The 17,319-nt window shown below is 44.8% G+C and carries 21 protein-coding genes and 1 tRNA gene; 9 read left to right on the top strand and 13 right to left on the bottom strand.

Annotated elements, in window-relative coordinates; all coding sequences use genetic code 11:
• Window positions 1–331 precede the first annotated feature (331 nt).
• Window positions 332–673: a hypothetical protein gene (locus QZ938_RS28540; protein WP_293150273.1), complete on the bottom strand. Its 342-nt coding sequence runs from the start codon at window positions 671–673 to the stop codon at window positions 332–334.
• Between the two features lie 328 nt (window positions 674–1,001).
• Between QZ938_RS28540 and QZ938_RS28545 the strand changes: the two genes are divergently transcribed.
• On the top strand, window positions 1,002–1,280 hold the full coding sequence (locus QZ938_RS28545; protein ID WP_293355118.1) for a DUF433 domain-containing protein: 279 nt from the start codon (window positions 1,002–1,004) through the stop codon (window positions 1,278–1,280).
• 57 nt (window positions 1,281–1,337) lie between these two features.
• Here QZ938_RS28545 and QZ938_RS28550 read toward each other — a convergent pair whose 3' ends face one another.
• The 9 genes from QZ938_RS28550 to QZ938_RS28590 form a co-directional block, all read right to left on the bottom strand.
• Window positions 1,338–1,988 carry a DUF1287 domain-containing protein gene (locus QZ938_RS28550; RefSeq protein ID WP_293150277.1) on the bottom strand — a complete coding sequence of 217 codons (651 nt, stop codon included), beginning with the start codon at window positions 1,986–1,988 and terminating at the stop codon, window positions 1,338–1,340.
• Window positions 1,989–2,197: 209 nt separating this feature from the next.
• Window positions 2,198–2,515, bottom strand: coding sequence for a type II toxin-antitoxin system Phd/YefM family antitoxin (locus QZ938_RS28555; RefSeq protein ID WP_293338312.1), 318 nt, complete (start codon window positions 2,513–2,515; stop codon window positions 2,198–2,200).
• 441 nt (window positions 2,516–2,956) lie between these two features.
• Window positions 2,957–4,408, bottom strand: coding sequence for a hypothetical protein (locus tag QZ938_RS28560; RefSeq protein ID WP_293355115.1), 1,452 nt, complete (start codon window positions 4,406–4,408; stop codon window positions 2,957–2,959).
• A gap of 210 nt (window positions 4,409–4,618) precedes the next feature.
• Window positions 4,619–5,083: a hypothetical protein gene (locus QZ938_RS28565; RefSeq protein ID WP_293150283.1), complete on the bottom strand. Its 465-nt coding sequence runs from the start codon at window positions 5,081–5,083 to the stop codon at window positions 4,619–4,621.
• Between the two features lie 82 nt (window positions 5,084–5,165).
• Window positions 5,166–5,837 carry a hypothetical protein gene (locus QZ938_RS28570; protein WP_293355112.1) on the bottom strand — a complete coding sequence of 224 codons (672 nt, stop codon included), beginning with the start codon at window positions 5,835–5,837 and terminating at the stop codon, window positions 5,166–5,168.
• A 683-nt stretch (window positions 5,838–6,520) separates the two neighbouring features.
• Window positions 6,521–6,587: transfer RNA gene (locus tag QZ938_RS28575), tRNA-OTHER, on the bottom strand.
• Between the two features lie 375 nt (window positions 6,588–6,962).
• Window positions 6,963–7,163 carry a hypothetical protein gene (locus tag QZ938_RS28580; protein ID WP_293185005.1) on the bottom strand — a complete coding sequence of 67 codons (201 nt, stop codon included), beginning with the start codon at window positions 7,161–7,163 and terminating at the stop codon, window positions 6,963–6,965.
• A 130-nt stretch (window positions 7,164–7,293) separates the two neighbouring features.
• On the bottom strand, window positions 7,294–7,494 hold the full coding sequence (locus QZ938_RS28585) for a radical SAM protein (RefSeq protein WP_293355109.1): 201 nt from the start codon (window positions 7,492–7,494) through the stop codon (window positions 7,294–7,296).
• Between the two features lie 385 nt (window positions 7,495–7,879).
• Entirely contained in the window at window positions 7,880–8,839 is a 960-nt protein-coding gene (locus QZ938_RS28590) for a GNAT family N-acetyltransferase (protein ID WP_293355106.1), read from the bottom strand.
• 320 nt (window positions 8,840–9,159) lie between these two features.
• On the opposite strand from QZ938_RS28590, the gene cpeB reads away from it, so the two are divergent.
• The 8 genes from cpeB to QZ938_RS28630 all read left to right on the top strand — a co-directional run bounded on the left by cpeB (window position 9,160) and on the right by QZ938_RS28630 (window position 15,568).
• A complete protein-coding gene (cpeB, locus tag QZ938_RS28595; protein ID WP_293150294.1) occupies window positions 9,160–9,714 on the top strand; it encodes a C-phycoerythrin subunit beta in 555 nt (184 codons plus the stop codon).
• Window positions 9,715–9,790: 76 nt separating this feature from the next.
• Window positions 9,791–10,285, top strand: coding sequence for a bleomycin hydrolase (locus QZ938_RS28600; RefSeq protein ID WP_293184999.1), 495 nt, complete (start codon window positions 9,791–9,793; stop codon window positions 10,283–10,285).
• Between the two features lie 435 nt (window positions 10,286–10,720).
• Window positions 10,721–12,001, top strand: coding sequence for a HEAT repeat domain-containing protein (locus QZ938_RS28605; protein WP_293355103.1), 1,281 nt, complete (start codon window positions 10,721–10,723; stop codon window positions 11,999–12,001).
• Between the two features lie 119 nt (window positions 12,002–12,120).
• Window positions 12,121–12,732, top strand: coding sequence for a HEAT repeat domain-containing protein (locus QZ938_RS28610; RefSeq protein WP_293150300.1), 612 nt, complete (start codon window positions 12,121–12,123; stop codon window positions 12,730–12,732).
• A gap of 61 nt (window positions 12,733–12,793) precedes the next feature.
• Entirely contained in the window at window positions 12,794–14,164 is a 1,371-nt protein-coding gene (locus tag QZ938_RS28615) for an AAA family ATPase (protein WP_293355100.1), read from the top strand.
• Window positions 14,164–14,745, top strand: coding sequence for a hypothetical protein (locus QZ938_RS28620; protein WP_293338291.1), 582 nt, complete (start codon window positions 14,164–14,166; stop codon window positions 14,743–14,745). The genes QZ938_RS28615 and QZ938_RS28620 overlap by 1 nt, the downstream gene beginning before the upstream one ends.
• A 188-nt stretch (window positions 14,746–14,933) precedes the next feature.
• The gene (locus QZ938_RS28625; RefSeq protein ID WP_293150304.1) at window positions 14,934–15,209 is read left to right on the top strand and encodes a CopG family transcriptional regulator; all 276 of its coding nucleotides are present in this window, start codon (window positions 14,934–14,936) and stop codon (window positions 15,207–15,209) included.
• On the top strand, window positions 15,206–15,568 hold the full coding sequence (locus QZ938_RS28630) for a type II toxin-antitoxin system PemK/MazF family toxin (protein ID WP_293338289.1): 363 nt from the start codon (window positions 15,206–15,208) through the stop codon (window positions 15,566–15,568). The genes QZ938_RS28625 and QZ938_RS28630 overlap by 4 nt, the downstream gene beginning before the upstream one ends.
• A gap of 96 nt (window positions 15,569–15,664) precedes the next feature.
• Here the strand turns inward: QZ938_RS28630 and QZ938_RS28635 are convergent, their stop codons facing one another.
• From QZ938_RS28635 to QZ938_RS28645, 3 genes are read right to left on the bottom strand one after another with little or no spacing between them, the layout of a single operon-like run.
• Window positions 15,665–16,138: a DUF2656 domain-containing protein gene (locus tag QZ938_RS28635; RefSeq protein ID WP_293150308.1), complete on the bottom strand. Its 474-nt coding sequence runs from the start codon at window positions 16,136–16,138 to the stop codon at window positions 15,665–15,667.
• A gap of 8 nt (window positions 16,139–16,146) precedes the next feature.
• Window positions 16,147–17,031: a HEAT repeat domain-containing protein gene (locus QZ938_RS28640; protein WP_293355097.1), complete on the bottom strand. Its 885-nt coding sequence runs from the start codon at window positions 17,029–17,031 to the stop codon at window positions 16,147–16,149.
• Between the two features lie 6 nt (window positions 17,032–17,037).
• Complete coding sequence (locus QZ938_RS28645) at window positions 17,038–17,316, bottom strand: hypothetical protein (protein WP_293355094.1); 279 nt, start codon at window positions 17,314–17,316, stop codon at window positions 17,038–17,040.
• Window positions 17,317–17,319 lie beyond the last annotated feature (3 nt).

Genomic DNA, 17,319 nt, shown 5'->3' on the forward strand with positions numbered 1-17,319 from the left:
AGTCCGCAGAAAAAGAAGGACTGAAGTCCTCACTACAAACCTATTTTCTTATGGGGTTTGTAGTGAGGACTTTAGTCCGCAGAAAAAGAAGGACTGAAGTCCTCACTACAAACCTATTTTCTTATGCGCTCGTTTTGTGGGGATATGATATCAATGCTTCTGCCCAAAATAGACTATTTTATATGCGGCGTCACTGCGAAAACCACAGTAAAACTATGGTATATCCTAAGCACCGGAGAAAACAAAAGTAAAATTAGGGTGCGCCACAAGCACCGCAAACACCCGAGTACAAGTAGTAAAAGTAGGGTGCGCCGCAGCGCACCTTACCAAATTAATCTCCTACTTCAGAGGTAACTGCATCCGGCGGCAGCAAACTTTCTAATCTATCTTTAGACCAGTATTCAGTAGGATAGGCGAGTGCAATAATATCAGAAAGTCGAATTAACCACGTAACTTGTCCGTAAGCATCGGTATTTTCCCCGTGTTCGTTAGGGGGAACTATCACCAAAAGTTCAGCAAACTCCCCGAACAAATTAATCGGGATGCCGCCGAAACTACTATTATTTGTTTTAATCCAAACTTTACTGCCTCGATCGAGGGCTTCTTGGAGTCGCTGGGACAGCAAAGTGGATTTTTTGACCTGGGATTTTTTGGCTTTCGACTTTTTTCCCATAGTTTTAAGAAGTTAAAGTAGTTGTACTGTGAGTTGCACGGTGGGTTACACAGTGGGTGGAGATCGAAGTGCGATCGCCTTCTAGGGCTTCGCTAACGCGATTTGCTATTGAAACTGACAAAATGAAAAAAGACGATCGCCCGATCGGCACCCTACCAGTCTAGTCTATAAGAAAGTGCCGCACTGCGATCGTCATAACAATTTAATTACAAAATTGGGAAATCACCTGCGGTATCAATTTACAGAATGAGTTAACCGTCCCGGTATTTATACTGGGTCTGAATGCAGTATAATCGGCGAAGTCTTCCCAAATCGTTAAACTAAAACAATGGACTGGCGAAAGCTCATTCATCGCAACCAGAAAACTTCAACAGTTCAACCACCAGCGGCAGAAACTCGATTGTCTGTAGAATTCCTGTTGGGGCTGTTTGCGGCGGGATGGACTGAAGAGCAAGTTTTAGAAAAATATCCTACACTCACTTCCCCCAAGCTGCGCGCTGCTTTGGCTGCTGCGGATTCGCAGTTAGTTTCATCCATTGCGAATGCTGAGTTACTGGAAATTATCGAGAAAACTAGGGAAGAGTTGAGAATCGAGAAAAAGTTGTAGGTTGAGGAGATTGAGGGAGATGTTTGGGAGAAAAGTGCGATCGACTTTTGATGCAATTCAAAAATATCGATAATGGCCGATAATCTTCCAATTGAAGAGCACATCTTCCAATTTAGTCCCTGCACCGATATTGTGAACAATCGCAAATCTTCCCGAGGGCGATCGCACGTTGCTAACTATCCCGATATGAGACTCGCCTCCTCCTAAATTCCATGTTACTACATCCCCCGGTTGATAATTAGCGGCATTGCGAGTAACAGGTAACGATTTACCTTTTCGTTCAAAAAATACCATCAAATTAGGAACTCGGCGATGGTCGATATTCGGATCTGTGGCGGTCAAATTCCAATCTTTTGGATAGGCGGCAAAGTTCTGCCGCATATCTTGATGTACCTCTTGTTGCAGATCCACTTTTACTTGCCGAAATGCGCGAATTATGACATCGGTGCAAACACCTGTAGTCATCGGTACATCGCCACCCGGGTAGGGAATCGCTACATAAGCAGGATCGTAGGAATTAGTAATTTTAGTTTGGGCGATCGCATTATCGAGCACTTCACGAACTATCGGCGAAGTCACCGGAACTTTTTCGGGATTTAACTGGACAGTTGGAACAGAAATTGGCTTGACGCTTTTTAGCGATTGACAAGCAACACAGAGATAACTAATAAATAAAATAAACCAAAGAGTTTTCAAACGACAGTACATTATTCAATCTCAATTTTTGCCTAAATTTTCTCTAACTCGTTCCCGAAACTCCAACACCGCCTTCAGGGGATTGGGGCGTTGAGGTATGTTGTTGGGCTTGGGCCCTAAGAGTTTAGTAGTTATATAAGCTGTCAGTTATACCTCATCTTTTTGAGAAAGGCTATACATAGTCTGCCAGCGTTGAAGATTGCGATTTGGTCATCAATGGTTTAACTGGCGATCGCTACCTCATTTTCAGTATCGTCATCTTCATCAAGTCCAAATCTTTTGCAAATTTCATCGAGTGTTTGAGGTTGAATGACTCTTGATTTAGCTCGCTTCAGTGCCGTTAACAAGCGAGTTGCATTGGCAGGCGATCGCAGCAAATAAAGCGTTTCTAGCAAGCTTTCTAATTCTGCCTCAGAAATTAAAACCGCATTTTTGCCGTTAGATCTAGTAATAACTATTACTTCCCCAGTTTCAACAGCGCGATCGCAGAGATTTTCTAAATTTGCTTGAGCTTCAATGTATGCAATCTCAGTTGACATAAAATTCTAACTCCCACTCAATTTGCGAGCAGGCCCCGCCAGCTTTACTGACGAGCCATACTCGATTATATCATTTATCAGAATTCATGAGTTTTAAACCCCCGCAGGTTGGTCTATATGGAGAGCATCTCAGCTTTGTATTTATAGTGCCACCACCTCAAGAGTTCGCGTATTGTACAATACGCGAGTTTTTAAGCTCGCACTCAAAGAAAAAAAGCTTTTTACAAAACTGAGATACTCCGGGTGTAATGTTTTTAGAGTGGGATGTAATATCATATCCGGTCAATTACCATAACAATCAAAGTTTGTAGTGCGGACTTCAGTCCGCATAATACGGACTGAAGTCCGCACTACGAACCTATTTTATTGCGGTCAACCGACAAAATATGATATGAATCCCCATAGAAAAAACCTCCTACGACCTCTGTCAACTGTCAACTGTCAACTGTCAACTGTCAACTGTTTATCATCCCTGACAGGCAAAGCCACATCCAGAATTTCCATCAATAACTCCAGCCGCGAAGGACGAGACAACATCGGCACCAAGTTCGGCAGCGAGTAATAATCACCCGCAAACGTAAACGTTTCCACTGACACTTGCTTGTCCTTCAATTGTTTTTCAACATATTCGCAGTAAGCGCCAACTCGCACAATCACCACATCAGGAATTACGCCCAAAGTGTGGCAGTATTTCTGATAAGCATCTGCAAAATAAGGTGCAGAGTTTTCGCCTTCATCTGTTACCATAATGAATTGCTCAACCACCTGCTTCTTAATCCGCATTGCTTCGATCGCGCAACCGCAACTTGTGCCGCCGCCTGCGCGAATGTGCTTGAATGCGCGCTCCCAATCGGTCAATTCGCTGCCGTTTGCTTGGACTGGATACGGCATCGTGTCAAAGGCGTAGACGAACAGCGCAGCCTCGGAAATGCCCGAAATCATGGCAGCGAGACGCTTGCCAACTTCGATCGCACTTTCCATACTTCCCGACTTGTCAATCAACAAACCGGTGGCTTTGACAATCTTGCCGCGCTTCTTCACCTGTTCGTTAGTCACCGCTTCCAGCTTCGCCGCCGTGGCTGCGTCGAACTTCGCGCCCGCACCAGCAACACTCGCTTTGTATGCAGAAACTCGATCGCACTTGGCGGCTTCATCCAACTTCGAGTCAATCAACAGCTTGACTTCCGGGTGATCCATCGCGCCGCGAGACTGAATCGATTTCAGATTGTTGATGACTTCCTGCGGCGACATCGAGTTAATCAGCGCTGCTAACACCGTTGGCGTGAGCATTTTGATCGCACCAACTGCGATCGTATAGGGAATCTTGTACTCAACAATCAAATTCGCCTGTTCCGCAGGAGTCGCAGCCTTGGCTAACTGCTTCAAAACAAATGCCAGCGAGTCTTCCGGCGGATTGTCCTTAAACAGAATAGCATTAGCTCGATCGCTCGGCTTGACGTGCAGAGTCGCATATAAGTGCTTCATCGCCTTGCGGTTGCGGATGGCGGCGCGATCGAAAAACTGGGCATTCTTTTCGCGCGATCGCAGATAGCGAGTGACAGCAGTGCGCGCACTTCGAGGCAGCTTATTCTGGTGCTGCTTCATAAAGTCCACAATCCGCGAAACCTCGTAGGGCGGGAACTCTTGTAACATCATAAATCCAGCGTCTCGGTGCTCTGTGAGCGCCGAAGTCAGCAAGTTTCCCGCAAAAACTTCCTTGTGGTCGCGCACGTCGCCGTGACGTTGATACCACACGGCTAAATGACCGTAAAAAATCGGATCTAATTCGATAATTAACTTGTGAATTTCTGTCACCTTTTCCAGTTGGCGGTGAGGTGTGGTGAGCAGACTGTTAAGCATTTCTAAACGTAAATCGCGCTCTGCTGTATTCATTGGTGCTGCCTCCAGTTGTGGTTTTGGATTGGCGATTTTGGATTTTCAATTATTAGGAATATCCCAAAATCAGCGGTGGCAGTTGTTGCACGCTTGGCAATGAATATCGTAGTCACCGCGCAAGTTTGAGGAGCTTTGTTTTTTTAACCTTGGAAGGGTTGGTATGTAAGCTCTTCGGATTGGGGCGCGGCAACAACTGCTATTTTAAAACTATTTCAGGGAAAATTCTGGGATTTCGATCGCCCTTAAATCCGGTTCAACCCAATTATTTCGCGCTTCCCAAGACATCAGGTGCTCGCGGGTGTAGTGGTTCCAGGGTAAAGTGGAATCGGCATATTCGGCGATCAAGCCGTTAGCTAAATGTACGATCGATTGATTTCGGCCTCGATCCGCCAGATACTCGCGTACAGTTTGCGCCCAAAACAGCGTTAGCGTTTCGTGATACCCGCTGTTTGGCGTGCTTTCAATGCCATTCACAGAGTTGTAACGTTTGATGCCATTGCGAATCGCATCGATCGCCTCTGAGTCCGATTCGCCAAACAGAAAATACCATAAAGCAACGGTTAAATGGGCTTCGTGCGTCCATTCGCTGCGCGGGAGGGTGCATTCTTGGAAGGCGTGGAGGAGGGTATCTATCTCGTAGGGCGATCGGTAAATTGCAAGTTTATTGCTCATAGCTAATACCCAATCAATTTCTTAGTCCGCGGAGGCGGACATCGTTTGTGTAGTCGCGGTTTCAACCGCCGACTCATGTCTTTTAACTTTTGCTGAGTTGTTCGGTGATGAACTTAATTTGCTTCTTGTTACACTGACGTTTGCTCGTCGTGTACTTCCATGTTTTGACACGGGAGTAATATTTAGTTACCTCCAATTCTTCCATATCAGCCAGCTCGAAAAGATACCAAATACCATCTACTTTTTGATAATGATGGTAATCATCGATCTTGAGAAAATCATCAGGCTTTTTCGGAGGCAATTTTCGTACCTTGTTTGCTAAGCAGAGTGTCCGCGTCTCAGGGTGAACGTAAAGTTCCTCTCTCCCAGAACCAAGTTGACGCCCATATCGGCGATCGCAAACAATTCCATCAACCAACACAACATCTCTTTCCACATAACCCCAAACATGGGAGAGAATATGTTTTCCAGACAGCGTAGTTATATCAAGAATTTGACAGAGTTCGTGGTAGATATCATCCCAATCTTGTCCTACTTTGCTCCGCAGCCAGCGAGATAAAGGCCCCAGACAATCAGAAAAATATTTGCTTTTCCTTCTCAGCTTGAGTAGATAAGGATTAAAGATTCCATCAGTGTAAGCTGCCTCAGTGATTTCTTTCAAATGTCTCCGGTTTCCTGGCACTTTTTTTAAGCTAGCTCTCCAGCCACCGCGAGGCCGTTCGATGACGATTCTATCTAATCGGTGTTCGCTCATAGCAATTGAAAATTGTAAATTAAATTATCCTAGTCATGGATGAACTTTTGACAAAGAAACAGATTTGTTTGCCTAATCTACGGACTACACCGAAAAAAAATGCGTAATCAACCCGATTGCGACCCATCCGCGAGCAATTTATGTAAAATTTGACAAAGTTTAAAACACTTCGCGCAAGTCAAAAAAGCTTTATTCACAGCCGTTCTTACCAGTTTTACCTAGCAGTGGACACGCAAACCTTATCTAGAACTAGAGACTCGGAATGCTTCCCTAAATCGATCGCTCGAATATCAGTACCTTAGGGCAGTTATAGTTACTAAAGTGTGTAAGCTTCATCAGTTAGGGCGCGAAGTGTTTCGTCTGTAACAAGGAATTGAATTGTTCAAAAATTGGAAGTTTCGCGCAAGTTTAAAAAGCGATTTAACAGACCGATTGCTCTACCCCTGAGCTACAGCCTCTTAAACGAGACTGACAGGATTTGAACCTGTGACCAATCGGTTGAATCGTGTGTATGCGCTTCCTATGTTGGGGCGCGAAACTGAAAATACAGGTTTGTAGTGAGGACTTCAGTCCTTCTTTTGCTGCGGACTAAAGTCCTCACTACAAACCTTTTTTATGAAGAAAGTTGAATCAAAATGTTGCGAGCAAAAAGTCACTTCGCGCAAGTTAAGAAAGCCGTTGTTCATACGCAGGAGTTGAACCCGCAACCTTTTCTTTAAAGAGAAATGCTCTACCAAGAGCTAGTATGTAAGCTTCCTTTGTTAGGGCGCGAAGTGGAAGTTTTAACCGCGTGACAGATATAAAAACTTCAGGTATGAGAGGCGGCGCACGAGTCAGAGAAGCTTTGTTTTTTACGCCTCGCGGCGAGGTAGGAATTGAACCTACTATTCGATTGTCAGTCGAACGTTACCAGTTTGTAAGCTTCTTTGGTTAGGGTGCGCCCCTGACAACTGATAATTTTTTATACCGCGCAAGTTTGAAAAGCTTTTGACAACTTCTAGCGTGTTTACCATTTCACCATAAAAGCCGAAGCCTTCAGCGGGAATTGAACCCGCAATCTTTTCAGAACTAGAACCCTAATGTGTGTATGCTTCTCGAATTAGGGCGCGGAATAAAAGCAAATTCCTAGCCGTAAACTGCCTCTGGGCGAACAATTAAATCACCGCTGGGACGGCGATCGAGGACGTAAGACTCGAAGCGATCGCTCTTGACATCAAAATGATTGGCTAGACGTTCCTGAATTGTTTTGTCGCTCATTCCTACCGTGATACCCAGTTGGTTTTCTGCCACATCATAGGAACGTCCTTCAAAACGAATGTGAACCATAACTGTTACCTCCTTAAGCGATTTTAGATTTTAGATTTTAGATTTTGGATTAGTAGCTTTTCTGCTGTTTAGTTGTGGCGTTAGTCGGTAAATATTGCCAGCATTCGCATCTGCGCCCACACGACAGTTTTTACACAAACAAACGCCGCTCTAAATGGTAAGCTTGTTTGAGATGGCGGATTTCTTCAGTCTTTTGGGCCGATCGCACTCGATCGCAACTGTGCTGTTCTGAATCCGCCCCATATTCGTTGAAATTCGGCTGTTTTGGTACAATATCTGACTCAGGTGGAGTCAGTCTGTAACTGAACAGTCTCGTAAAAAGTAACAACATGACAATTAAGTCTGTATTGCAAGACTTTCAAATTGATGTTCCTTGAAATCTCGAATGCTATTTAGTTGTCAAGGTTCAGATTGGGTACGGAAAATACAGGTTTTTGGCTCTCCTGCGCTTTCCATATGTTTATACTACATAAAATACTACAGAAGTGTCAAGGGGGTAGGAAAAGTTTTTTAGATACAGGTACGTTGTTGCGCTTCAGCGCTCTTTCATATATATATTAAGAGCGCTGAAGCGCAACAACGTACCTAGTGCGATCGCGAACTTTGCACTCGGGCCCAGAAACCCGGTTTCTACGAGAAATACTGTTTGGTGACAAGGCATACAGAGAGAAACCGGGTTTCTTGAATCCTGCGCGTAATGCCGATCGCCCAAATCCTCAAACATCCTTAACATAAGAAATGCTGTCCCGAATATTGTGGAAGCCCGCAGACTCGTAAAGTCGCAATGCACCGGAAGGATTTGCAGCATCCACGCCGAGAATCGCAGTATCGACACCGGCTGCTTTCAGTCGATGCAAACCAGCCAGCAACATCGCCCGTCCCAATCCAAGTTTGCGGAAACCGCGCCGCGTACCGAGAACAGCAATCCAGCCTTCATTTCGTCCAGTACGATCGCACTCTTCGAGGCTAATTTCGCAATAACAGAAAGCGGCAAAAGTCCCGTCAGCAGCAACTGCAATCAAGTCTAAATCCTTTCTGTAAGAGGGTTTTGCTAAATCGTATTTGAATTTCTCGACGGTTAAATCGTGGTGATTCCAGTGATCGATAAACGACTGGTTGAACATTTCTACCCAAGCTTCTGCATCCTCTTCGCCGGGGAATAGACGCAGCGCAAAACCTTCTGGGAATTGGGGTTGGGCGATCGGTTCCGAGAGCGATCGCGCCATGCGACAAAAATAGCGATCGACCCTAAAACCGCAACTTTCCAGCACAGAAATGCGATCGACATCCTGTGTCCTAACCCCCGATCGCAGCTTCACGTGCGCGCCCCGCAATGATGCTACCTCGCGCATTCGCCTTTCGCCCCAAGCGACTGCCGCCCCTTCCACACTCCCGCCACGCGCTTCGGGGCGGACAGAAAACGACAGCCAACCATCGATGACGGCCCCAGGTTCAGAAATCCACAACTCGGCAAAACCGATTAATTTGCCGCCTGCATCTTCCCAAAGGCAGATATCGCGCGCTAAATCTCGGGACGGTTGGTTAAATTCTTGTTGCAATTCCGAGATGGAAGTGCCTTGATCGATCCGATCGACTGCTTCGCAAGTATTGATTAAATCGGCGATCGCTTCGAGGTCACTTTCACCCGCGTAGGGTCTGATCGACACACTTAACATAGTTTGCGATCTCAGGATGTGAGTTTAAATCATATCTTGCACCATTGCCCACAAGTTTTTCAAGGACGGGCAGGATGCCCCAAAAGTAACTTGAGTGTCTTGTTGAATAGGCCTTTTCTGCCTGTTAAGCGAGAATGGTGGAAGAGGTAAGTTCAACGAAAAAATGTGCTTTTCGCGACCAAAGTAACAAATTGTTACTTTGTTTCTCAGGAATGAGACCTCTGTCTCATTCCTTAGATATATTCAAGACCATCAAGTTCGTCACCAAGTTGACCAACTGAGATAAGAAATAATTTTTCGTCTAAGTTAAGGAGAACTCAATGCTTGACGCTTTTTCAAGAGCTGTAGTTTCAGCCGATGCCAGCACCTCCACCGTTGGTGATATTGCTGCCCTTAGAGCTTTCGTTGCCAGCGGCAACCGACGCTTGGATGCTGTAAACGCGATCGCCAGCAACGCTAGCTGCATGGTTTCTGACGCTGTTGCCGGTATGATCTGCGAAAACCAAGGCTTGATCCAAGCCGGTGGTAACTGCTACCCTAACCGTCGCATGGCTGCTTGCTTGCGCGATGCAGAAATCATCCTCCGTTATGTCACCTACGCTTTGTTGGCTGGTGATGCTTCAGTTCTTGATGACCGTTGCTTGAATGGTTTGAAAGAAACCTATGCAGCTTTGGGCGTACCCACCACCTCCACCGTGCGTGCAGTTCAAATCATGAAGGCTCAAGCCGCTGCTCACATCCAAGACAACCCCAGCGAAAAATTTGCTGGTGCTAAGTTGCGGAAAATGGGAACAATCGTAGTTGAAGATCGTTGCGCTAGCTTGGTTGCTGAATCTTCCAGCTACTTCGATCGCATCATTTCTGCCCTGAGCTAGTTTATTGCTAATCGCAATTCGCTCAGCAAAATAGAAACTACGCTCACAATCAAAATCAGTTTAGGAGATTTAGGAAATGAAATCAGTTCTCACCACCGCGATTGCTTCTGCTGATGCAGCAGGACGCTTCCCTAGCACCTCAGATTTAGAATCAGTACAAGGTTCTATCCAACGCTCTGCTGCTCGTTTAGAAGCTGCTGAAAAATTGGGCGCCAACCTGGATGCAGTTGCTAAAGAAGCTTATGATGCTTGCATCAAAAAGTATCCTTACTTGAACGAATCCGGTCAAGCTAACTCCACCGATACTTTCAAAGCAAAATGCCACCGCGACATCAAGCACTACCTGCGCTTGGTTCAATACTGCTTGGTAGTTGGCGGCACAGGCCCTCTTGATGAATGGGGTATTGCTGGTCAACGCGAAGTTTATCGCGCTTTGAGCTTGCCTACTGCTCCTTACGTTGAAGCATTGAGCTTTGCTCGTAACCGCGGTTGCACTCCTCGCGATATGTCTGCTCAAGCTTTGACTGAGTACAATGCTCTTCTTGACTACGCCATCAACTCCCTGTCCTAATTAATTAGACAGGTTTGTAATGTCGTGACTGGGTAATTTTTACCCCGACAAGTCTAGGAAATCTTGGCTCGTTGCTCTACCGATTTCGGTAAAGTAAGGGTAAAGAATTCCTGGGCTTGTTATTTTGTTTAAATAGAGATATGCTGTTAGATCGAGTCCGATCGATTACCAATAAGAAAAACGGTTTGTAGTGCGGACTTTAGTCCGCAAGATGGAGCGGACTCAAGTCCGCACTACGAACGCTAAGCCGGTTTGTAGTGCGGACTTCAGTCCGCAAGATGGAGCCCGCACTACGAACGCTAAGCCGGTTTGTAGTGCGGACTTCAGTCCGCATTCATAGAGCGGACTCAAGTCCGGACTACGAACGCTAGGAACTTATTATTGCGGTCATTCAAGCGGAATTGATATTACAATTAATCCCAGACGGCTAATTTTATGGATAAAAGATTTCTTAGTTTTTTTAATTTAACAGAAGACCAGGCGATCGCCCTTTTAGATACGCCACAAGACCAAATCGGCGAAGAGGATTCTCGCTATATAGCAGCTTCCCATTTGATAAACTTTCCCACAGAGCGATCGATCGCAGCACTGATACGAGCAGTAGAGCAAACCGATCCATCCCTAGACAACCGCATTGTCCGCCGCAAGTCAGTGGAAACCTTGGGAAGACTGCAAGCTGTCCAAGCATTGCCGGTGATTCGCACCTGTCTGAGCGATGATGATTGCTACACCGTCGAAAATGCCGTTTGGGCGATCGGCGAAATTGGCACTCAAGACAGCGATATTTTAGAAGAAGTAGCTCAATTGCTCGATCGACCAGGACAAACCTACCGAGTAATCATCCACACCCTGACTAAATTAGATTATCAACCAGCCGAGACCAGAATTCGCAAATTTGTTAACGATCTCGATCCACCGACTGCTAGTGCTGCGATCGCCGCAATTTGCCGCCTCACCAGAGACTTTTCTAAAATGGGACAAGTTGTCGCCATGCTGCAACACAAAAATGTCCTAGGGCGCAGACTATCAATTCAGGATTTGATTGACGCCCACCACTACGAGGCCATTCCCAACATTGCCAAATGTCCCGTATCTTTAGTCTTTCGCCTCAGGGGAATTCGGATGCTAGCAGCAGCCGGAATCGCCGACAAATCCCTTACCTTTGCCACCATTCAACCCTATTTAGAACAAACCTTACGGGATGAACCAGGGGATTTGGATTTAGTCCACAGCTATGAAGAATTACCAGAATTACCGTTTCTAATTAACCAATTATACGAGACGGATTTTGGTCGTTGTTATCTAGCAACTAAAACAATTTTAGAACATTATTCAGAAGAGGCACCGGCTGCACTTTTTACAACCTTTGCAGAAGAAGCAAACAATGACTATGGAGCGCATTTTCATGTAATAAAATTGTTTGGTTGGCTCAAACACTCTCCCGCCTACGATTTGTTATTGGAAGCTTTGAATAACCCCCAACCCCAGTTTCAGAAATCCCGTGCGGCGGCTGCGATCGCCCTGGGGGAACTCGGAGAAAAACGTGCTATTCCAGAATTGCAAGCCTGTTTGGCAACAAAAATCTGGGATTTGCAGTATGCTGCCTTAATTGCCCTCGAAAAACTAGGCGATATCAGCGGTTATCAAGCCGATGCGACCAATCTCGATTGGTTAGTACAAGCTAAAATAGAAGCTCATAACTCAGTAAAATCCTAATTATCTTAATTTAGGAATTACAAGGTTCGTAGTGAGGACTTTAGTCCTCTGATGCTGCGGACTTAAGTCCGCACTACAAACAGTTTCCTTCTTCCTTCTTCCTTCTTCCTTCATAAATCATGACAACAGACGCTTTGTTTGAACAACTAAAACACCCGAATCCTCATATGCGCGATCGGGCGATGTTTGAAATAGCCGATTCCCGCGATGAAAATACAATTCCTCGACTGGTGGGCATTTTAGACGACGAAGATGTCGTCTATCGTCGGGCGGCGGTGAAGGTGTTGGGTGCGATCGGTGAGGATGCCATATCACCGGTGGTTGACGCCATGTTAAACAGCGAGAATGTGACTGTGCGAGGGAGTGCGGCGAAGGTATTGGCACAAATTGCGATTAATTATCCAGAGTTGCCTTTCCCGGAAGTCGGTTTGCAGGGATTGAAAAAGGCGATCGATGACGCTAACCCTGTCGTGCATATTGCAGCCGTGATGGCCTTGGGGCAGATGGGTTCGTCTGCGTTCGAGATTTTGGTGGAATCGTTGAATACAACCGATAATATAGCGGTACAAGTTGCGATCGTGAGTGCGCTGGCTTCTGTGGGCGATCGGCGTTGTGTAGAAGTTCTCACCACATTTGCGAATGATGAAACCGTGGATTCCTATGTGCGGGAATCGGCGACAAGTTCCTTATCGCGGTTGGATTTGGTGATGAATTATAAGCGTGCGGAATAGTTAGGTTTATGGCTGCAAAAAGACTAAACTGAGACACATTGCAAATCTAAGGAAGACACCAATGAAAATCAAAGTCAAAAATCTTGGTGCTCTCAAGCAAGCCGAGTTCACCCTGGGTGAGTTGACAATTATTTGTGGTCGCAACAATACCGGGAAAACCTACGCTACCTATGCACTGTTTGGCTTTTTGTTTACTTGGCGGCAGATTTTGGCGATCGAAATCAACGACAAGAAAATCCAGCAACTCCTTGCTGACGGCGTAATCCATCTAGACATACAAGAATATGTCAAACAGGCAGAGCAAATTGTTTTTAAAGCTTGTCAAGTTTATACACAGCAATTGCCTCAGATTTTTGCAGCACAGGCTAAACGATTTAAAAAAACAGAGTTTCAGGTAAACCTAGACATCAAAAATATTACCTTGGCAAGCCAATTTCAGTCAACACTAGGCTCTGCAAATGTCGAACTATTCTCGATGACCAAAAGAGAAGATAGTAGAGAATTAGTTGTCACCTTGCTAGTTGAAAAAGAAAAGGCAAAAATCCCCAATGAAATACTTAAAAAAACCATTGCCGATGCACTAAAACATATTATTTTTGCCGAAATTATTCCTCGTCCTTTTATCGCTAGTGCAGAAAGAACTGGTGCAGCTATTTTTCGCAAAGAGTTGAATTTTGCCCGTAATAGATTGCTTGAACAAATGGGTAAAGGCAACAATAATATCCATCCCATTGAACTCTTATTTAAGGCTTATCAGGACTATGCTTTGCCAATCAAAACAAACGTTGACTTTACGAGGGAACTGGAAACGATTGTCAAAAAAAGCAGTTTTCTTGCCGAGAAACATCCTGATATACTGGCAGATTTTGCTGACATAATCGGTGGTCAATACACTGTTACTCGTAATGATGAACTTTATTATGAGCCGAATGGTAAAAGGCTCAAGCTTTCTATGGATGAAAGTTCTAGTGCTGTGCGTTCTCTATTAGACATCGGTTTTTACCTAAAACATGAGGCTCAAATTGGCGATTTACTGATGATAGATGAACCCGAATTGAATCTACATCCTGAAAACCAGCGCCGCGTCGCACGGCTATTTGCCCGCTTGGTAAATCTGGGTATTAAGGTTTTTATCACTACCCACAGCGATTACATTATTAAAGAACTGAATACATTGATTATGCTTAACCACGACAAACCTCATCTGAAGCGCATTGCTGAAGAAGAAGGTTATCGAGAAGTAGAGCTAATTTCGGCTAACAAAATCAAAGTTTATATTGCGGAAGAGGTAGGGAAGACAACAACAAATAAATTTCAAACCCTGACACCAGCAGATATTGACCCTGAAATGGGTATTGAAGCCCGGAGTTTTGATACAACGATTGAAACAATGAACCGGATTCAGGAAGCGATTGTTTGGGGTGAGGATTGATGTCTGATATTGCGATCCTCAAAGAGATGATTCAAGAAACTGCTACAGTGCCATTGGAAGAACACAAAGGTAAAAAGCAAGTTACACTCAAAGAGCCTCTGCCTGCTGACTATTCTGTCACAATTGATGGAATGCCTGATGATGCTCAAGTTATTGTCATTAAAGCCGATGCTTTCCCAGCACCAAGCAAGATTTTTACCAGCTCAAAAGGTCAGTGCAAACGCGCAGATTTTGTCATCATTGCTGATACTCCCACAGAAAAAATCATCTTTTGTATTGAGATGAAGAAAAAGAAAGACCAGAATGCAAAAATTATCCAGCAACTAACGGGCGCAAAATGCTTTGTTGACTATTGTAAGGAAATCGGCAAAGCATTTTGGCATCAACAAAACTTCCTTGATGCTTATGAATATCGTTTTGTCAGTATCGGTCATATTAGCATTCCCAAAGGAAAAACACGCAATAATCGCTCAACTGAGACTAATGACCGTTTAACTGAGATTCACGATCGTCCGGATAGGATGCTCAAAATTAGTAGACCCAATAAACTTCAGTTCAATCATTTAATCGAGGGGAGATAGATAGTTTGGTAAACTTCAAAATCAGCGCTTCGGGACTGAGCTTTTACTTTCCAAACAACTTTTACCTTTTACCCTTTTCTCCTTTCAACCTTAAAACATCCTCGATCGCCTAATCCATCACTATTTTGAAAAAAAGAGTTAAGATAGATATCTAGAGAACATTCAGGTTTCATTTAGGAGTGATTTTCATGTCTAATCCTACAATTGAAGCAAAAATCAGTCTCCCTGCTAATTTACTAGAAGCGACTGATAAAGCAGTAAACCAGGGAAAAGCCAAGAGTCGTGATGAATTTATTATGCGGGCTATTTGTCGAGAATTAGCAGCGCTGAAACGAGCTGAAATTGATGAAGCACTAGCAGAAATGACAAGCGATCCAGAATATCAAGCTGAAGTTTTACAGATGGAGGCTGAATTTGCTACAGCTTCTTGGGAGGCTTTTAAATTAGCGGAGTCTCAAGAATGAAAAGAGGAGAGGTTTATTTAGCTCGTCTCGATCCTGTGGAAGGTTCTGAACAAGGGGGAAATCGTCCGGTGATTATAGTCAGTCGCGACGTAATTAATGCTAGTAGTCCAGTCGTTTTGGCAGTTCCCTGTACCACTTATCAACAAAACAAGCGCATTTTTCCATCTCAGGTTTTGATTAAAGCTCCTGATGGAGGATTAGAAAGGGATTCAATTGTTAAAGCGGATCAAGTGCGGGTATTGGCAAAAACTAGACTTTTGCAAATGCTGGGAAAGCTTTCAGAGGCAAAAATTGCCGAACTTAATCGCGCTTTAATGATTGCTTTAGATTTACCAGGACAAGATGATGAGGAAAGTTGAAAAATGGCAGACTAAGTATCGAGTGACGTTTGGTTGTTGTTTCAACAGTATCAATCAAAAAGATATCACGGCTGGTTAACTCAGCCTTTTATCCTTTTACCCTTTTCTCCTTTCAACCTTAAAAACATCCTCAATACTTTTCCCAGCCGTTTTGTCCTCCCAGCCGATCGCCATCAAGAAACTCTCAGCCGACTGAGTTTCCACCACATCAACTCCCCATTCTCCGGTTTGCAGCGCTTCAGGATCGTCACTCAATGGCGGAGTCTTCTTAAACCCCGCTAAAATCAAAATATCAGGAAAAGAATCATCAGCTTTCCCTTGACTCATCCGCTTGTTCACCAAAGCTTCAGCGCAAAACTCCCCAACTTTAGGCGGAGAAAAATCAGCAGGAAATAGAACTTCTACCATCCAATGAGCATGATTTAATTGACGACACTTAATCTCAGGATATTGACTTAAACCCTCAAAAAATACCAGAGTTAAATCTTCTCGACTCAAGGCCGGAAAAACATCTTCTGGCATATCAAAGTTATGAGAAAGCAACATCCGCCCGGTTCCAGATTCAGTCATGTTTTTAATTACTTAATTTGAGAAATTGCTAACTTAATTACGCCTTGAATCGCCGCTTCCGATTCCTTGGCTAATGCAGCTTGTAGCGGCTCGATCGCACTTCGATCGCCTATTTTCATCAAAGACAAAGCCGCCGCCCTGCGACTTTCGCCATCGCCACCATCCAGCAACTCAATCAGGTTGGGGATTGCAGGCTTGTAGGCGAGATTTCCCAAAGCAGCCGCCGCCTCGCAACGCACGTCAACATCAACATCCGTTAGAGACTTCACCAAAATCTCGAATAAGTCCGGTTTGGGCTCTTCCTGGGCGACTTTGGCGATCGCGCCAACCACCGCACCGCGTACCACAGGCGAATCTGAAGCTATGGCTTGATACAAATACTCCTTCGCACCCGCCCCAATAAATGCCAACGCCCAAGCCGCATGACCGATCGTACTTTCCGGCAAATCAGTAGATGCTAAAATATCCAACAAAGCCTGCACAGAAGGTTCCCCAATCCTTGCCAGCGCCCCAATCGACGAACCCTTAACCACCGTATCCTCATCATTCAACAAAGCATGAATTAGATGAGGAACCGCCGTCGGATCGGCAATCAAAGTCAGAGTTTTCGCAGCCGCACGTCGCACAACCGGATTAGGATGATTCGCCAAACCATCCAACAAAAAAGGAGTCGCATCTTCACCAATTTCCGCCAAAGTTTCCGCGAAACGCAGTCGAGTCATCCCCCGCGTATCTCCCATACATTCAACTAACCGCTTCATAATTTCCGAATCATCAGGATTGAAAGTATCTAAATCTATTTGTTCAGTAACTTCCCGCAGAAAAGCATCTGCTTTTTCATGAAGCAATGAAATTGAAGCATCCTGAGATTGAGCATTAGAATTGACCATCATTGCCACCTAATTATTAGTAGTTATCGCCGCCAATTGAGCGCGGAGACTGTCTAGCCCAGCATCAATTTTAGCAAGTTCCGGCTCAATTTTAGCCATAGCTGCTTTCTGTGGCAGCTTAGCCTTTTGTGCCGCAGCCATCGTTTCACTCACCAAACGTTCCCGATACCGCTCAAATTCGGCAATCACTTCCACCAATTCCTCAGCGTCTATCTGGGTTGAATTTTCAGTTGAATCTGCGGCAGATTCATCACCCTGGAATGTTGTCAAGTCTTCGTTTTCAGACATGGT

It is taken from the genome of Microcoleus sp. CAWBG27, assembly GCF_020883145.1.
Taxonomy (GTDB): Bacteria; Cyanobacteriota; Cyanobacteriia; order Cyanobacteriales; family Microcoleaceae; genus Microcoleus.

What these genes read in the sequence shown, in the direction of transcription:
- QZ938_RS28540 (WP_293150273.1), bottom strand. Translation starts at nt 673, where the DNA reads ATGGGAAAAAAGTCGAAAGCCAAAAAATCCCAGGTCAAAAAATCCACT.
- QZ938_RS28545 (WP_293355118.1), top strand. Translation starts at nt 1,002, where the DNA reads ATGGACTGGCGAAAGCTCATTCATCGCAACCAGAAAACTTCAACAGTT.
- QZ938_RS28550 (WP_293150277.1), bottom strand. Translation starts at nt 1,988, where the DNA reads ATGTACTGTCGTTTGAAAACTCTTTGGTTTATTTTATTTATTAGTTAT.
- QZ938_RS28555 (WP_293338312.1), bottom strand. Translation starts at nt 2,515, where the DNA reads ATGTCAACTGAGATTGCATACATTGAAGCTCAAGCAAATTTAGAAAAT.
- QZ938_RS28560 (WP_293355115.1), bottom strand. Translation starts at nt 4,408, where the DNA reads ATGAATACAGCAGAGCGCGATTTACGTTTAGAAATGCTTAACAGTCTG.
- QZ938_RS28565 (WP_293150283.1), bottom strand. Translation starts at nt 5,083, where the DNA reads ATGAGCAATAAACTTGCAATTTACCGATCGCCCTACGAGATAGATACC.
- QZ938_RS28570 (WP_293355112.1), bottom strand. Translation starts at nt 5,837, where the DNA reads ATGAGCGAACACCGATTAGATAGAATCGTCATCGAACGGCCTCGCGGT.
- QZ938_RS28580 (WP_293185005.1), bottom strand. Translation starts at nt 7,163, where the DNA reads ATGGTTCACATTCGTTTTGAAGGACGTTCCTATGATGTGGCAGAAAAC.
- QZ938_RS28585 (WP_293355109.1), bottom strand. Translation starts at nt 7,494, where the DNA reads ATGTTGTTACTTTTTACGAGACTGTTCAGTTACAGACTGACTCCACCT.
- QZ938_RS28590 (WP_293355106.1), bottom strand. Translation starts at nt 8,839, where the DNA reads ATGTTAAGTGTGTCGATCAGACCCTACGCGGGTGAAAGTGACCTCGAA.
- cpeB (WP_293150294.1), top strand. Translation starts at nt 9,160, where the DNA reads ATGCTTGACGCTTTTTCAAGAGCTGTAGTTTCAGCCGATGCCAGCACC.
- QZ938_RS28600 (WP_293184999.1), top strand. Translation starts at nt 9,791, where the DNA reads ATGAAATCAGTTCTCACCACCGCGATTGCTTCTGCTGATGCAGCAGGA.
- QZ938_RS28605 (WP_293355103.1), top strand. Translation starts at nt 10,721, where the DNA reads ATGGATAAAAGATTTCTTAGTTTTTTTAATTTAACAGAAGACCAGGCG.
- QZ938_RS28610 (WP_293150300.1), top strand. Translation starts at nt 12,121, where the DNA reads ATGACAACAGACGCTTTGTTTGAACAACTAAAACACCCGAATCCTCAT.
- QZ938_RS28615 (WP_293355100.1), top strand. Translation starts at nt 12,794, where the DNA reads ATGAAAATCAAAGTCAAAAATCTTGGTGCTCTCAAGCAAGCCGAGTTC.
- QZ938_RS28620 (WP_293338291.1), top strand. Translation starts at nt 14,164, where the DNA reads ATGTCTGATATTGCGATCCTCAAAGAGATGATTCAAGAAACTGCTACA.
- QZ938_RS28625 (WP_293150304.1), top strand. Translation starts at nt 14,934, where the DNA reads ATGTCTAATCCTACAATTGAAGCAAAAATCAGTCTCCCTGCTAATTTA.
- QZ938_RS28630 (WP_293338289.1), top strand. Translation starts at nt 15,206, where the DNA reads ATGAAAAGAGGAGAGGTTTATTTAGCTCGTCTCGATCCTGTGGAAGGT.
- QZ938_RS28635 (WP_293150308.1), bottom strand. Translation starts at nt 16,138, where the DNA reads ATGACTGAATCTGGAACCGGGCGGATGTTGCTTTCTCATAACTTTGAT.
- QZ938_RS28640 (WP_293355097.1), bottom strand. Translation starts at nt 17,031, where the DNA reads ATGATGGTCAATTCTAATGCTCAATCTCAGGATGCTTCAATTTCATTG.
- QZ938_RS28645 (WP_293355094.1), bottom strand. Translation starts at nt 17,316, where the DNA reads ATGTCTGAAAACGAAGACTTGACAACATTCCAGGGTGATGAATCTGCC.